Source organism: Enterobacter sp. FW301-JW81 (assembly GCF_058788735.1).
Map to the genome: position 1 here is coordinate 947,552 of NZ_JBYTBA010000001.1, position 18,174 is coordinate 965,725.

Below are 18,174 nucleotides of genomic sequence, written 5' to 3' on the forward strand. Positions count from 1 at the left end.
TTCTGCGCGAAATAAGTCTGATAATAATGGGTGATTTTCCCAGGGATAGCTACATCCATCTTGTGGACATATCCACAGGGATCCGTGCACCTGCAAGGAGAGAAATATGAGTAACATAAAAGTTGTTGATGTCATCATTCGCAAAACGGCGGAGAAAACGAAATTAACCGGCGAAGGAAATCTGTCGGTATCCATTTCATCGCCGAGCGTGATTGAAATCCAGGGTTCTGCTCAGGATGTTGCGCGCTATGTCCGCCAGGGGAAAGACCTCCTCATTTATATGAAAGATGGCAGCGTAATTCGCTGCAATAACTATTTTGTTGAAGATCCTGAAACGCATAATCAGTCAGAGCTGGTGTTCAACGATCGTCAGGAACTCACGCATATTTCTTTTGCCGATGCCGGGGAAGCGTCAGGCGCAGCGGTGACCGAGCTCACCGCGCAGGCCACACCGATTAGCAGTATTGAACCTTTCCTCGAGCAGGGAAATGTCTTAAGCGATGCGCCGTGGGGCTGGATTGCGGGCGCGGCGTTAGGCGGCGGTGCCATTGGGGCGCTGCTGGCTCACGGCGGTGACGGCGAAACAAAAACGAAAGTTATTGATAATACCAAAGAGGTTGAGAGCGCCACGCCGACCTTTTTGCTGACGGACAGTGCGGGTGACAAGCAGGGCGTGCTGAGTGCAAAAGAGATCACGGACGACAACACCCCAACCTTCAGCGGTACCGGGCAGCCGGGCGCGACCATTCAGATTAAAGACAGCGGCGGCAGCACCATCGCCAGCGCCATGGTCGCGAAGGACGGCACCTGGACGGTAAAACTCCCGACACAGGCCGACGGGGAGCACACCTGGTCGGTCGTACAGATCGACGGCAGCAAAACCACCTCTGCGGGCAGCATCACCGTAACCGTCTCAACGGCCGAGGCCGCCGTGACGCTCGCCACCACGGCGGGCGATAACGTGATCAACGCCAGCGAACAGTCCGCGGGCTTCACGCTTTCCGGGGCCAGCAAAAACCTGGCGCAGGGAACGTCGCTGACCGTCACGCTGAACGGAAAAACCTATACAGCAGAAGTCGGGGCAAACGGCGCGTGGAGCGTGAAGGTGCCTGCGGCAGACGCGCAGGCGCTGGGAGACGGCACCTGGACGGTGAACGTCAGCGGCAAAGACGCGGCGGGGAACACCGTGAGCGGCAGCCAGACGATTGGCGTTGATACCGTTGCGCCTGCGCTCTCCGTGAACGCAATCGCGCAGGACAATATCATTAACGCCGCTGAACATAATCAGCCGCTGACGATTAGCGGTAAAACCGATGCGGAAGCGGGCCAGATTGTGACGGTCACGCTGAACGGTAAAAATCACACGGCTATCGTGGGCAGCGACGGCACCTGGTCCGTGACGCTTCCTGCCGGTGAAGTGCAGGCGATGGCTAACGGCGGGCACACCCTGACGGTCAACGTCAGCGACAAAGCGGGTAACGGTTCTTCCACCACCGCCGATTTCACGGTTGATACCGCCGCTCCCGTTGTGACCATCAACACCGTCGCGGGTGACGACATTCTGAACACCAGCGAGCAGGGCCAGGCGCAGATCGTTTCCGGGAAGGCGAGCGGCGCGGCGGCAGGCGACGTGGTGACCGTGACCGTTGGCGGACAGACCTTCACCGGTGTGGTGCTTGCCGACGGCAGCTGGAGCGTTGGCGTTCCAGCCTCCGTCATCGGCGCGCTCGGTGAGGGTAGCCACACGATTTCTGTCTCCGTTATTGATGCCGCGGGCAACACCGGCAGCGCGACGCACGGCGTGACGCTGAGCGGCAACCCGCCGGAATTCACGATTGACGCCATTAGCCAGGATAACGTCCTGAACGCGCAGGAGGCCATGCAGCCCCTGAGCCTGAGCGGCACCAGCAACCTGCCGAACGGCAGCGCCATCACCGTCACGTTAAACAACGTTAACTATCAGGCCACGGTTGAAAACGGTATCTGGACGGTTCAGGTGCCGGTTTCTGACGTGCTGAATCTGGCGAACACCCTTTATACCGTGAGCGTCAGCGGCACCGACAGCGTGGGTAACAGCGGCTCTGCCGAGGCGAATCTGCTGGTGGACACCGTGCTGCCGCAGGTGATTATCAATACGTTTGCGGGCGACAACCTGGTCAATAACGCCGAAGCGGGCGTCGATCAAACCCTCAGCGGACGCGTTACCGGCGCGGCGGCGGGCGATACCGTGTCTATTTCAGTGGGTGGAAAGAGCTATACCGCGACGGTGGGCAACGATCTTACCTGGAACGTGAAAATCCCGGCAGCGGATCTTCAGGCGTTCGGCGATGGCGATTTGACCTTCACCGCGTCGGTGACCAACGGGCACGGCAACACCGGCACCGGCGAGCGTGATATCAATATCAACGCGGAGCTGCCGGGCCTGCGCGTCAACACCATTTCCGGCGATGACGTGATCAACGCCATTGAACAGCAGCAGGATCTGACCGTCACCGGCTCCAGTACCCATCTGGCCGCGGGGACGCAGATTGTCGTCACCATTAACAACGTTGAGTACGTCACCGCGGTTAACGCCAGCGGCAACTGGCAGATTGGCGTTCCGGCGGCGGACCTGCAGGCCTGGACGGCGGGCGGCATGACGGTGAACGTCAGCGCGATAGATGCCTGGGGCAATGCCGTTGCGGCTGAACACCCGATTGAACTCGATCTGAACGCCGTGGCGGTCACCATTGATACCGTCTCCGGCGACGACCTGCTGAACGCGGCGGAAAAAGGCGCGGACTTAACCCTTTCCGGCCAGACGCAGGGCGTGGAGGCAGGGCAAACCGTGGTGGTCAAATTTGCCGACCAGACCTTTACCGCACAGGTGCAGCAGGACGGCTCCTGGAGCCTGACCGTGCCCGCCAGCGCTATGGAAACCCTGATCGACGGACGCGCGCAGGTGAGCGTCAGCGTCACAAACGTCAGCGGCAACAGCGCCGACGCGTCCCGCGTGGTTACGGTCGATACGCTGCCGCCGGTGATTACGCTCGATAACCTGACCGCCGACAACATTATCAACGCGGCTGAAGCGCAGCAGGATTTAGCGTTAAGCGGCACCAGCAGCGCGGAAGCCGGCCAGACGGTAACCGTGACCCTGAACGGTAAAACGTATCAGACCACGGTTCAGGCGGACGGTACGTGGCAACTGAGCGTGCCGGCGTCTGACGTCGGTGCCCTGGCCGACGGCATCGTTACCGTGACCGCAACCGTGAGCGACGTGGCGGGCAACAGCAGCAGCGCCGACCGCGTCGGGCTGGTGGACGCCACCGTACCGCAGGTGGCCATTAACGACTTTGTCACTGACACCAATACCGTCAACCAGCTCGCCCATTCACAGGCGCAGATCCTGAGCGGCTCCGTCACCGGTGCGGCAGCGGGCGATCGGGTGACCGTCACCATTAACAGCGTCGATTACACCACGGTGGTGGATGCGGCGGGGAACTGGAGCCTTGGCCTGCCCGCGTCTGTCGTGCAGGGGCTGGCGGACGGTACCTGGACCATCGATGTCTCCGTGACCGACCGCTCCGGCAATACCGGAAGCAGCTCCCTGGATGTGGTGGTCAATACCGTGACGCCTGTCATCGGTATCAACACGCTGGCGGCGGACGACGTAATTAACGCGACCGAGAAGGGTGAAGATCTGCTGCTCTCCGGCACCAGCAATCAGCCTGAAGGAACACGCGTCACCGTTAACCTGAACGGCATCAACTACACCGCCACCACCGACGCCAGCGGTAACTGGAGCGTGACCGTCCCGGCCGCGGCCGTAAGCGCGCTGGGAGAAGCCCATTACACCGTGACGGCGAGCGTTACAGATAATGTCGGCAACAGCGCCTCAACCTCACACGATGTGCTGGTGGACAGCTCGCTGCCGGTGGTGACGATTAATACGCTGGCGGGCGACAATATCGTCAACGCGGCGGAAGTGACCGCAGGGCTAACCCTGACCGGGAAGGTGACGAACGCGGTGTCAGGTGACACTGTCACTATTGTTCTTGGCGGCCAGACGTATACCGCTACCGTGCAGGACGATCTGACCTGGAGCCTGCCGCTAAGCGAGAGCCAGCTGACCGTGCTCGGCAACGGCGACCTGACCGTATCCGCCAGCGTGACCAACGCGCACGGCAATACCGGCTCGTCTTCTCTCGACTTCGCCATTGACGCCCAGCTCCCGGGCCTGCGTATTGATACCGTGGCGGGTGACGACGTGATCAACGTGATTGAACACGCTCAGAACCTGATTGTGTCCGGCACCAGCACCGATCTGACGGCGGGCAGCACCGTGACCGTGACCATCAACGGCAAAGCCTATTCGGCAACGGTACTGGCGGACGGCACCTGGCAGGCGGCGGTACCGGCGGCCGACGTGTCCCAGTGGGCGGACGGTTCGCTGGATATAAAGGCCAGCGCGCAGGATGCCTCCGGCAACCCGGTGACTATTGGCACCGTTGTGGACGTCGATCTCGCGCCTGTTGCCATCACCATCAGCAGCGTGACCGACGATAACGTGCTTAACGCGGCGGAAAAAGGCCAGGATCTGCTGCTTTCCGGCACCACCTCCAACGTTGAAGCGGGTCAGACCGTGACCATTACCTTTGCGGGTAAAACCTATACCACGACGGTGGATGCCAGCGGCGACTGGACCTGGACCGTACCGGCAGCCGATTTGAGCGGCCTGAAAGACGGCGACGCCAGCGTGCAGGTAACCGTCACCAACGTGAGCGGCAACGCGGCGTCTTCGGCGCAGGAGTTCAGCGTAGACACCACCGCGCCGACGGTGACCATCAACACCATCAGCCATGACAATATGCTGAACGCGGCAGAGGCGGCGCAGGATCTGACCCTGAGCGGCACCTCTACTGCCGAAGCGGGCCAGACGGTCACCGTGACCTTCAACGGCAATCAGTACACCGCGCAGGTGCAGGCGGACGGCAGCTGGACGCTCGACGTTCCGGCGGCGGATATGGCAGGCATCGCCGACGGCAGCGCGGCGGTCACGGCGACCGTGTCCGATAAGGCAGGCAACCCGGCCAGCGCGGGCTCTTCGGTGCTGGTCGACACCACCGTACCGCAGATTTCGTTCAACATCGTTGCGGGCGACGACGTCGTGAATATTGCCGAGCACGGCCAGGCGCTGATCGTCTCCGGCAAGGTCACGGGCGCGCAGGCGGGCGACGTGATTACCGTGACCCTGAACGGCAAAGACTACACCGCCATGCTGGACGCGTCCGGCAGCTGGAGCGTGGGCGTTCCGGCGGCGGACGTGGGCGCGCTGGTGAACGGCGAGCAGACGATCTCCGCGACCGTCACCGATAAAGCCGGTAACAGCACCACCGCGACGCACGAGTTTGACGTTTCCCTGACCGCGCCGGTGATTGCCATCAATACCCTGGCGGCTGACGACGTGATCAACGCGACCGAGAAAGGCCAGGATCTGCTGGTGTCCGGCACCAGCAACCAGCCGGACGGAACCACCATTACGGTGACCCTGAACGGTATCAGCTATACGGCCACCACCGACGCCAGCGGCAGCTGGAGCATCACCGTTCCGGCGGCAAACGTCTCCGCGCTGGGCGAAGCAAGCTACGTGGTGACGGCGAGCGTAACCGACGCGGCTGGCAACAGCGCGAGCACCGGCCACAGCGTGCTGGTCGACAGCGCGCTGCCGCAGGTCACCATCAACCCTGTCGCCACGGACGATGTCATTAACGCAGCGGAAGTGGCTGCCGGGCAGACCCTGAGCGGGAAAGTGAGCGGTGCGGCGAGCGGTGACACTGTCACGATTTCAATCGGCGGCAATACCTGGACCGCGACGGTTCAGGACGATCTGAGCTGGTCGGTCAACGTGCCGTCCACGGTCTTAACCGCCATCGGGAACGGCGATCTGACCGTGTCAGCCAGCGTCACCAACGGCCACGGCAACACCGGAACCGGCGAGCGCGAAATCGTTATAGATGCCAACCTGCCGGGCCTGCGCGTCGATACCGTGGCGGGCGACGATGTGATCAACAGCATCGAACATACGCAAAATCTGATTATCACCGGCTCCAGCGAAGGCCTGGCAACGGGCGCGGCGTTAACGGTGACCGTCAACGGCAAAACCTACGCCGCAACCGTGCTGGCGGACGGCACCTGGACGGCGGCTATTCCGGCGGCAGACGTCAGCGCGCTGAATGCGGGCACGGTCACCGTGACCGTGGAAGGCCAGAGCGCGGCGGGTAATCCGGTTTCCATCAGCCACGACGTGAAGGTGGATCTGGCGGCAGTCGCCATCAGCATTGACCCGATTGCCTCGGACGACGTGATCAACGCGGCTGAGAAAGGCGCGGACCTGGTGCTGTCCGGCTCGACCTCCAACGTGGAAGAAAACCAGACCGTCACCATCACCTTCGGCGGCAAGTCGTACACCGCGACGGTCGATGCCAGCGGCAACTGGACGGCGACCGTACCGTCCGCCGATTTGGGCAGCCTGAAGGACGGCGATGCCAGCGTGCAGGTGAGCGTCACCAACGTGAACGGCAACAGCGCGTCGGCAGGCCGCGAGTACAGCGTGGACGCCACCGCGCCGACGGTGTCTATTGAAATTGTCAGCGACAACAACATCATCAATGCGGCCGAAGCGCAGCAGGATCTGGTTATTAACGGCGTGACCAACGCCGAAGCGGGCCAGACCGTCACCGTGACGCTGAACGGCGTGGACTACACCACCACCGTGCAGGCAAACGGCAGCTGGAGCGTGACCGTGCCGTCTGCGGATCTGAGCGGCATTACCGACGGCAACTACACCATCAGCGCCGCCGTGTCTGATAAGGCGGGCAACCCGGCCTCAGCGGATCGCGACGTGCTGGTCGATACCACCGTCCCGCAGCTGACCATTAACATCGTTTCCGACGACGACGTGATCAACAGCGCCGAGCATGCGCAGGCTCTGATTGTTACGGGCGCCGTAACCGGCGCGGCGGCGGGCGACGTGGTCACCGTAACCCTCAACGGCAAATCCTACACCGCCACCCTGGATGCCTCCGGCAACTGGAGCGTGGGCGTGCCTGCGGCGGACGTCATCGCTCTCGCCGCCGGGGATTACACCATCACCGCGGCGCTGACCGATAAAGCGGGCAACAGCAACAGCGCCACGCATGAGGTCAACGTCAATCTGACCGCCCCGGTGCTGACCATCGACACCGTTTCCGGCGACGATGTGATCAACAATGCAGAGAAAACCCAGGATCTGACGATCTCCGGTACGGCTTCCGGCCTGGCGGCAGGCGCGGTAGTAACCGTGATGCTGAACGGCAAAGCGTACAGCGCGATGGTCGATAGCAACGGGAAATGGACCACCACCGTTCCGGCGGAACAGGTCGGCGCGCTGGGTGAAGCGTTGTACACCGTTACCGCATCGGCAACCGACGGCGTTGGCAACAGCACCAGCGCGTCACACACCGTGAACGTGGAATCCGTTCTGCCGGGGGTAATCGTCAACACCATTGCAGGCGACGACGTCATTAACGCGGCGGAGCTGGCAGCAGGCCAGACCATCAGCGGTAAGGTGGTGAATGCTGAAGCGGGCAACACCGTGACCGTGACGATTGGCGGTAACAGCTACACCGCAACGGTGCAGAGCGATCTCACCTGGTCCGTTAACGTGCCGTCTGACGTGCTCACCGCGCTGGGTAATGGCGATTTGACCGTGACCGCCAGCGTCACCAACGGCGTGGGCAATAGCGGAACGGGCGAGCGTGAAATCGTTATAGACGCGAACCTGCCGGGCCTGCGCGTGGATACCGTGGCGGGTGATGACGTGATCAACAGCATCGAGCACGGGCAGAACCTGATCATCACCGGAACCAGCGATGGGCTGGCGGCGGGCGCGGCGCTGACCGTGACCGTAAACGGCAAAACCTATCCGGCGACCGTGCTGGCAGACGGCACCTGGAGCGCCGCGATCCCGTCGGCAGACGTGAGTGCTCTCGCAGCAGGCACGGTCACCGTCACCGTTGCCGGCCAGAGCAGCGCCGGTAATCCGGTTTCCATCAGCCACGATGTGACTGTCGATCTGGCGAACGTCGCCATCAGTATTGACGCCATTGCATCAGACGACGTGATCAACGCGGCCGAGAAGGGCGCGGATCTGGTTCTCTCCGGCACCACTTCGAACGTGGAAGCAAACCAGACTGTCACCATCACCTTTGGCGGCAAGAATTACACCGCCACGGTCGATGCCGACGGTAAATGGACCGCCACGGTGCCAGCGGCCGATCTGGCGGGCCTGAAAGACGGCGACGCCAGCGTGCAGGTGAGCGTCACCAACGTGAACGGCAACAGCGCCTCGGCGGGCCGTGAGTACAGCGTGGATGCGACCGCACCGTCCGTAACCATCAATACCCTGGCGACCGACGATATTCTGAATGCCGCCGAAGCGAAGAGCGATCTGGCCGTGTCCGGCACCAGCACCGCCGAAGCGGGCCAGACGGTGACCGTATCGCTGAACGGCAAAGACTACACCACAACCGTCAGCGCAGACGGCAGCTGGACGCTGAACGTTCCGGCGGCGGATCTGGCTGGATTAACCGACGGCAGCGTGACCGTCACCGCGTCGGTTAGCGATAAAGCGGGTAACCCGGCGTCCGTGGATCACAACCTGGCGGTAGATATCACCGCGCCTGCGGTGACCATCAACACCGTGGCGGGCGATGATGTCATTAACATCGCAGAACACGGCCAGGCGCAGATCATCAGCGGCAACGCCACCGGCGCGGCAGCGGGCGATAAGGTCACCGTCACGATTGGCGGCCAGACTTACACCACCGTGCTGGACGCGGCGGGCAACTGGAGCGTGGGCGTACCGGCGAGCGTGATTTCCGGCCTCAGCGACGGCACCGTGACCGTCACGGCGTCCGTCACCGACGCGGCGGGCAACACCGGTACCGGCAGCCATGACGTGACCGTCGACACCGGCCTGCCGTCGGTCAACTTCAACGCCATCAGCGATGACAACATCCTGAACGCCGTTGAAAAAGGCCAGGATCTGAGCGTCAGCGGCACCAGCGCCAACCTCGCAGAAGGCACCGTGGTGACCGTGAGCCTGAACGGCAAAAACTACGCGGCTACGACGGCGGCGGACGGCACCTGGAGCCTGACGGTTCCGGCGGCGGATCTGGCCGGGCTGGGTCAGGCTAACTACACCCTTAACGCGACCGCCACCAACGGCGTGGGCAATAGCGTCAGCAACACCGCGAACCTGCTGGTGGACACCGCGCTGCCAACCGTCACCATCAATACCGTGGCGGGCGACAACGTCATCAACGCGGCGGAAGTGGCGGCAGGTCAGACCCTGAGCGGCAACGTGGCGAATGCCGAAGCGGGCAATACCGTCACCGTCACCATTGGCGGCAACAGCTACACCGCAACGGTGCAGAACGATCTGACCTGGTCCGTGAACGTGCCGTCTGACGTGCTGACCGCGCTGGGCAACGGCAGCCTGAGCGTGACGGCGACCGTCACCAATGGCCACGGCAACACCGGAACCGGCGAGCGCGATATCGCTATCGACGCTAACCTGCCGGGCCTGCGCGTGGATACCGTGGCGGGCGACAATGTCGTCAACAGCATCGAGCACGCGCAGAACCTGATCGTCACCGGCTCCAGCGACGGGCTGGCGCCGGGCACGACGCTGACCATCACCGTCAACGGTAAAGACTATGCAGCCACGGTGCTGGCGGACGGCACCTGGAGCGCGGCTGTTCCGTCCACCGACGTGAGCGCGTGGCCGGAAGGCACCGTCAAAATCAGCGTGACCGGCGACAGTTCAGCGGGTAACCCGATTACCATCAGCCACGACGTGACCGTCGATCTGGCGACCGTTGCCATCAGCATCAATGCCATCGCCGCTGACGACGTGATTAACGCGGCGGAGAAGGGCACGGATCTGGTGCTCTCCGGTGCGACCACTAACGTGGAAGCCGGGCAAACCGTGACCATCAGCCTGAACGGCAAAATCTATACCGCGACAGTAGACGACAGCGGTAACTGGACCTATACCGTGCCGTCTGCGGATCTGGCACACCTCAAGGACGGCGACGCCAACGTGCAGGTGAGCGTCACCAACGTGAGCGGCAACAGCGCCTCGGCGGGCCGCGAGTACAGCGTGGATGCGACCGCGCCGTCCGTGACCATTAATACGATTGCGGCTGACGATGTTCTGAACGCCACCGAAGCGCAGTCTGACCTGACCGTCTCCGGCACCAGCACCGCCGAAGCGGGCCAGACGGTGACCGTCTCTCTGAACGGCAAGGATTACACCGCCACGGTAAGCGCAGACGGCAGCTGGACGCTGAACGTTCCGGCGGCGGATCTGGCGGCACTCGGCGACGGCAGCGTGACCGTGACGGCGAGCGTCAGCGACAAGGCGGGCAACCCGGCATCGGCCGATCACAACCTGACGGTGGACGTGACCGTTCCTGCGGTAACCATCAACACCGTAGCGGGCGATGACGTGATTAACATCACTGAGCACGCTCAGGCGCACATCATCAGCGGAAACGCCACCGGCGCGGCAGCGGGCGATAAGGTCACCGTCACCATCGGCGGCCAGACGTACACCACCGTGCTGGACGCGGCGGGTAACTGGAGCGTGGGCGTACCGGCGAGCGTGATTTCTGCTCTGCAGGACGGCACCGTGACCGTCACTGCGTCAGTGACAGACGCGGCGGGCAATACCGGTACCGGCAGCCATAACGTGACCGTCGATACCGGCCTGCCGTCCGTGGGCTTCAACGCCATCAGCGGCGATAACGTGCTGAACGCGGTGGAAAAAGGTCAGGACCTGAGCGTGAGCGGCACCAGCGCCAACCTGACGGAAGGCACCGTGGTGACCGTCACCCTCAACGGCAAGCAGTACGCTGCAACCACGGCCGCAGACGGGACCTGGAGCCTCACCGTTCCGGCAGCGGATCTGGCGGGACTGGGCGAAGCCAGCTACACCCTGAGTGCGACCGCGACCAACGGCGTGGGCAACAGCGTGAATAACACCGCGAACCTGCTGGTGGATACCGCGCTGCCGACCGTCATCATCAACACCGTGGCGGGTGACAACGTCATCAACGCGGCGGAAGTGGCGGCGGGCCAGACCCTCAGCGGCAAAGTGGCGAACGCGGAAGCGGGCAATACCGTCACCGTGACACTCGGTGGCAATACGTACACCGCGACGGTACAGAACGATCTGACCTGGTCCGTTAACGTGCCGGAATCCGTCCTCACCGCGCTGGGCAACGGCGAGTTGACCGTATCGGCGACCGTCACCAACGGTCACGGCAACACCGGCGCGGGCGAGCGCGAAATCGTTATAGACGCCAGCCTGCCGGGTCTGCGCATTGATACCGTGGCGGGCGACGATGTGATTAACAGCATCGAGCATGGACAGAACCTGATTGTCACCGGCTCCAGCGACGGGCTGGCGGCAGGCACCACGCTCACCGTGACCGTCAATGGCAAAACCTATGCGGCCTCCGTGCTGGCAGACGGCACCTGGAGCGCGGCGATCCCGGCGGCAGACGTCGGGGCCCTGGCAGCGGGCACGGTGACCGTCACCGTTGCAGGCCAGAGCAGCGCGGGCAATCCGGTGACCATCAGCCATGACGTGACTGTCGATCTGTCAGCAGTGGCTATCAGCATCGACGCGATTGCCACCGACGACGTGATTAACGCGGCGGAGAAAGGCGCGGATCTGGTACTGTCAGGCAGCACCTCGAACGTGGAGGAAAACCAGACCGTCACCATCACCTTTGGCGGCAAGACGTACACCGCGAAAGTGGACGCCGACGGTAACTGGACGGCTACCGTACCGTCTGCAGACTTTGCGGGCCTGAAGGACGGCGATGCCAGCGTGCAGGTGAGCGTCACCAACGCCCACGGCAACAGCGCCTCGGCGGGCCGCGAGTACAGCGTGGACGCCACCGCGCCTACCGTAAGCATTGATACGGTCGCTGGCGACAACGTGATTAACGGCAGCGAGGCGGCTGCGGGCGTAGCCATTTCCGGTACCACCACGGCGGAAGTCGGGCAGACGGTGACCGTGACGCTCGGCGGTAAGAGCTATACCACGCAGGTGCAGCAGGGCGGCGTCTGGAGCGTCAATGTTCCTGGTACCGATCTGTCCGCCCTGGCGGACAGCGGTTACACCGTGCAGGTCAGCGTAAGCGACGCCGCGGGTAACCCGGGCAGCGCGGGTAAAGCGATTACGCTTGATACCACGCCGCCGACCGTCAGCTTTAACGTCGTGGCGGGCGATAACGTCATTAACAGCGTGGAGCACGCGCAGGCGCAGATCGTCAGCGGCACGGCAACCGGCGCGAACGTCGGCGATAAGGTGGTTATCACCATCGGTTCGAACCAGTACACCACCACCGTTGACGCCAGCGGTAAGTGGAGCGTGGGCGTCCCGGCCAGCGTGATTTCTGGGCTGACCGACGGCACCGTGACCCTCAGCGCGACCATTACCGACAGCGCGGGCAACAGCAGCACCCAGACCCATGATGTGGTGGTCAACACCGCCTCCGTGGCGCTGACGGTTAACACCCTCAGCGGCGATGACGTCATCAACGCGGCAGAGGCGGGCGCCTCGCTGGTGATTAACGGCTCCAGCGCGCAGTTCGCCAGCGGCACGCAGGTTACCGTGACGCTGAACGGCAAGAGCTACACGGCCACCATTCAAAGCGACGGCTCATGGACCACAACCGTTCCTGCCGCTGATGTGGGCGCGCTGGCCGACGGCGCGAGCTATCAGGTGGCCGTTTCGGCGCAGGACAGCGCGGGCAACAGCGCCTCGGCAACGCATACCATCAGCGTGGATACCACTGCGCCGGTCGTGAGCATTGCGACGCTGTCCGGCGACGACGTCCTGAACGCGGCGGAAGCACAGCAGCCGCTGACGGTTCACGGCTCCTCCAGCGCCGAGGCGGGTCAGACCGTCACCGTGACGCTGGGCGGCAAAACCTACACCGCCACCGTGGCAAACGACGGCACCTGGACGCTCGACGTCCCGGCCGCCGATCTTGCCAGCCTGAGGGAAGGCGCGCTGACGGTCACCGCGTCGGTGAACGACAAGGCGGGTAATAACGGTCAAACCACGCATACCTTAACGGTGGATACCGTCGCGCCAACCGTCACCATCAGCACCGTGGCCGATGACGATATCGTCAACAACGCGGAGCAGCTGGCGGGCCAGACCGTCAGCGGCACCACCACGGCGGAGCAGGGCCAGACGGTGAGCGTCTCCTTCAACGGGCATAGCTATCAGGCGACCGTTGGAGCCGACGGTTCGTGGTCGGTCTTCGTGCCGGGCCGCGACTTCCTCGGCCTGAGCGACGGGGATTACACCATTACGGCTACGGTGAGCGATAAGGCGGGCAACCCGGGGAGCGCAACGCACGACGTGACGCTGAACGGCGATGTCCCAACCATCACCATTAACACCTTTGCGCAGGACAATATCGTCAACGCCGCCGAGCACGGCACGCCGCTGGCTGTCAGCGGCACCACCGATGCCCCGGCGGGCCAGACGGTGACCATTACGCTGAACGGTAAAACCTATACGGCGACCGTGCAGAATGACGGCACCTGGAGCTATACGGTCGGAAGCGCAGACGTGACCGCGCTGGCGGACGGCGGTTCGTACGTGATTAACGCGCAGGTCAGCAATACCATCGGCAACAGCGCCAGCGATAACCACACCGTGACCGTCGATCTGACCGCGCCGTCGATGGGAATTACGATTGATTCCCTGCAAAACGACACCGGCCTGAGCGCGAGTGATTTCATCACCAACGACGGCCAGGTGGTCGTCAACGGCTCGCTGACCGCACAGCTCGGTAATAACGAGAAGGCGCAGATCAGCCTCGACGGCGGCACCACCTGGATTGACCTGACGGTGACCGGTACCACCTGGCGCTACGCCGATGGCCGCACCCTGACCGACGGTACGTACCAGTACCAGGTGCGCGTGATCGATAACGCCGGGAACGTGGGGGCAACGGACAGCCAGGACGTGGTGATTGACCTGACGAAGCCTGCGGCGACGACGATTACGGTCGATTCCATCACCCAGGATACCGGCCTGTCCGGCAGCGATTTTATCACCAGCGACAACCAGATCAGCCTGAAAGGGACGCTCGGCGCGGCGCTCGGCAGCGGCGACCACGCGCAGATCAGCCTCGACGGTGGCGTGACCTGGATCGACGTCAGCGTCAGCGGCCTGAGCTGGACGTATGTTGATGGCCGCACGCTGGCCGACGGGGATTACAACTACCAGCTGCGCGTGATTGATGACGCGGGCAATATCAGTGCCACTGCCAGCCAGGTGGTGACCATTGATACGGTTGCACCTGACGCCAGCAAAACGATCGCCATCGACAGCATCAGTGACGATACCGGCCTGAGCAGCAGCGACTTTATCACTAACGATACGTCCCTGACGCTGCACGGCTCGCTCGGCGCAACGCTGGCCGACGGGGAATACGCCCAGATCAGCATCGACGGCGGCAATACCTGGCAGAACGTAATCGTCACCGGTAACAGCTGGTACTACGTGGACGGCCGCACGCTGGGTAACCAGACCTATGACTACTACGTTCGCGTGGTGGATGCCGCCGGTAACGTAGGAGCTAGCGCTCATCAGCAGGTGACCGTCGATACGGTCGCCCCGGATGCGGCGATTACGGTGACCGTGGATAACATCACCGTGGATACCGGCTTCGACAATAACGACTTCCTGACCAGTTCCACCTCGTACACGCTGCACGGAACGCTCGGCGCAGAACTCGGCGCGGGTGAATTCGTACAGGTGAGTATGGACGGCGGCAGCACCTGGGTTTACGCGACCGTAAGCGGTACGCAGTGGAGCTACAGCGACGCGCGTACCCTGACCGATGGCAGCCATAACTACCAGGTGCGGGTGGTCGACCAGGCGGGGAACGTCGGGGCCACCACCGCGCAGGCGGTAACGGTGGATACGCAGGCGCCGCAGTACGGCATCACCGTTGACAGCATCAGCGAGGATACCGGCCAGTCCGCGAGTGACTTCATCACCATGGACACCACGCTGACCATCAACGGTTCGCTGGGCAGCGCGCTGGCAAGCGATGAGCGCGTACAGATCAGCCTGGACGGCGGAAATACCTGGCTCGATACCACGGTCACCAACCTGCGCTGGAGCTACACCGATACCCGCGATCTGCCTGACGGAGACTACACCTACCAGGTGCGGATTATCGACCAGGCCGGCAACGTCGGATCTACCGCGTCTCAGGTCGTCACGGTGGATACCACGCCGCCTACCACGGTCGGCAGCGTAGTGAGTTATACCGACGGCGAAGGCGAGCGTCAGGGCACCTTTGGCAGCGCGGTGGCAACGGACGATAACTCGCCGCTCATCAACGGCACGCTTAACCGCGCCCCGGACGACGGTGAAATTGTGCAGCTCTATCGTGACGGCGTCCTGCTCGGGCAGGTGACCATGAACGGCAGTGCGAGCTGGTCCTTCCAGGATAATGGCCTGAGCGACGGCAACCACACTTACATCCTGCGCGTCACCGACAGGGCCGGTAACTACACGGAATCCGACGGCTTTGTGCTGAACGTTGATACCAGCATCCCGACCACCACGGCGGCGATTACCGCGCAGACCACGTCGGACACCACGCCGATTGTCAGCGGTACCGTCTCCGCTGACCTGGTGAACGGTGAATACCTGGTGGTAACGGTGAACGGAAAAACCTACACGTCCCAGACCGGCGGCGCGGTGGTGGTCGACCCGGATCACAACACCTGGTATCTGCAGATCCCGGACGGTGATGCGCTGGGCGTGTCGAGCTACAGCGTGACGGCGCAGGTGAAGAGCAGTGCGGGTAACGGCAATACCACCGGTACGGCGACAGGCAGCCTGGTGATTGACACCACCTCGGTGAATACCGACTGGGCAACCACGGCGGGGAACAGCAACAACTCCACCATGACCCTCGGCATGAACAGCAGCGGCCTGTGGAATATCATTGCTAACGGACAGTCTTACTCCAGCAGCGATAGCTCGACCTATGCCGGCAATACGCTGACCAACACCCGTAGCTACTACGTGGTGAGCCAGACCGCCGCCGACTTCGACCGTAACGGCACGCAGGATATCTTCGCGACAGAGACCACCTACTCGGGCTCTACGCAGGTGATGTGGACCTATGATGGCAGCACCTATAACGCCAGCCAGCTGGCGATGGGGACCACCATCTGGTACGGCGGCGTCATTGCCTACGATAAAACCGGGGATGGCTATCTGGATCTGGCGTACGGCGATGCCGGTGCTGACTCTATCACCTATCTGATCAATAACAATGGGGTACTTTCGCCTGACGGTACCTACGGCGGCGCGGGATTCTGGGGACAATTCACCACCATGCGTGAGATCTCCGGCGTCGATATTAACAATGACGGCACCGTGGATGTGGTTCAGCACACCAACCGCAGTGGCGGGAACTCGTTAACCGTGATTAACAACAACGGTAACGGGACGCTGACCATCGGCCAAAACCTGACTAACGTGTTTGTAGGAAACGCCGCGAACACCACCACGGCGGCATCCATGACGTGGGCGGACTTCAACGGCGATGGCTACATGGATCTGTACCTGGGCAGCAGCTATAACAACAACGGCGGGGTGATCTACTACAACGACGGTACCGGAAAGCTTTCTGCTACCAAGAGCGCGGTGGAGGCCTCTAACGCCACGGCGGGTTATCTGTCGGTGGCGGTGGACTGGAACGGCGACGGGCAGATGGACATCGTCAAGCTCAGCACCTACGGCGGCTCGCAGACGGCGACGCTGTTCACCAACAACGGTTACGGCTCTACCTGGACCTCAAGCCAGCTGGCTTCTGGACTGGCGAACGTCACCGGCGTGGCGGCCGTGGACTACAACTGGGACGGCGCGCAGGATCTGCTGGTGTCGCAGCAGAACGGCAAGGTGGTGCTGGTGCAAAACAGCAAAACCATTGCTGACGGTACCGCGATGCATCTGCACATCGTCGACAGCGAGGGCATCAACGCCTACTACGGCAACACGGTCAACCTGTATAACGCCGCGGGCGTGCTGGTGGCGTCGCAGATCATCAACGCCCAGTCCGGTATCGGCTCGAACGATACCTCCGCGCTGGTGAGCTTCTACGGTCTGGATCCGAACGAAACCTATTCGGCAGAGATCGTGAAAATCACCAACGGCGTGTCGGATAACGTCACCTGGAGCGGTCTGGAGGCGGGTAACGGCAAAGAGGGCTACGTGCTGACGGCTGAAGCGGCCACCGGCGGACACAGCGGGACCATCACCGGCACCGGGTATAACGACACCTTTATCGCAGAGGACGGCACCTATACCTATAACGGCTCCGGCGGCTGGAATACCCATTCCGACTACGACACCTGGAGCAACACCGGCGGGATGGACGTGGTGGATTACCGCAATGCGACCTCCGGCGTGACCGTTGACCTGCGCCTCTCTACCGCGCAGGACACCGGGTTCGGGACGTCACGACTGCTCAACATTGAGGGAATTAACGGCTCGAACTTCGACGACGTCATTACCGGCAACAGCGGTGATAACCAGTTCGAAGGCCGCGGCGGGAACGACACCTTCAACATCGGCAGCGGCGGTCACGATACGTTGCTCTATAAGCTGATCAACGCCTCGGATGCGACGGGCGGTAACGGTCACGACGTGGTGAACGGCTTTACGGTCGGCACCTGGGAAGGGACCGCGGACACGGACCGCATTGACCTGCGCGATCTGCTTTCCGACAGCGGCTATACCGGCACAGGCTCGGCGAGCTATGTGAATGGCGTGGCTACGCTGGACAGCAGCGCGGGCAATATCACCGATTACATCCGCGTGGTGCAGAACGGCAGCAATACCGAAATCCAGGTGGATCTGGACGGTACCGGCGGCCAGTTCTCGCCAACCACCCTGGTGACGCTGAACGGCGTGCAGACGGATCTGGCGACGCTGCTGGCGAATCATCAGCTGTTAATTGCGTAAAACAACGCCGCGGGGAGCGATCCCCGCGGCCTTTTGGCGTTTCTTTACACGAATTGCGTTAA

The 18,174-nt window shown here is 62.6% G+C and carries 1 protein-coding gene; it reads left to right on the forward strand.

Translation table 11 applies throughout. The features are described 5' to 3' along the window. The first annotated feature begins 106 nt into the window (after window positions 1–106). On the forward strand, window positions 107–18,112 hold the full coding sequence (locus tag AC3WOK_RS04635; protein WP_492354032.1) for an Ig-like domain-containing protein: 18,006 nt from the start codon (window positions 107–109) through the stop codon (window positions 18,110–18,112). Window positions 18,113–18,174 lie beyond the last annotated feature (62 nt).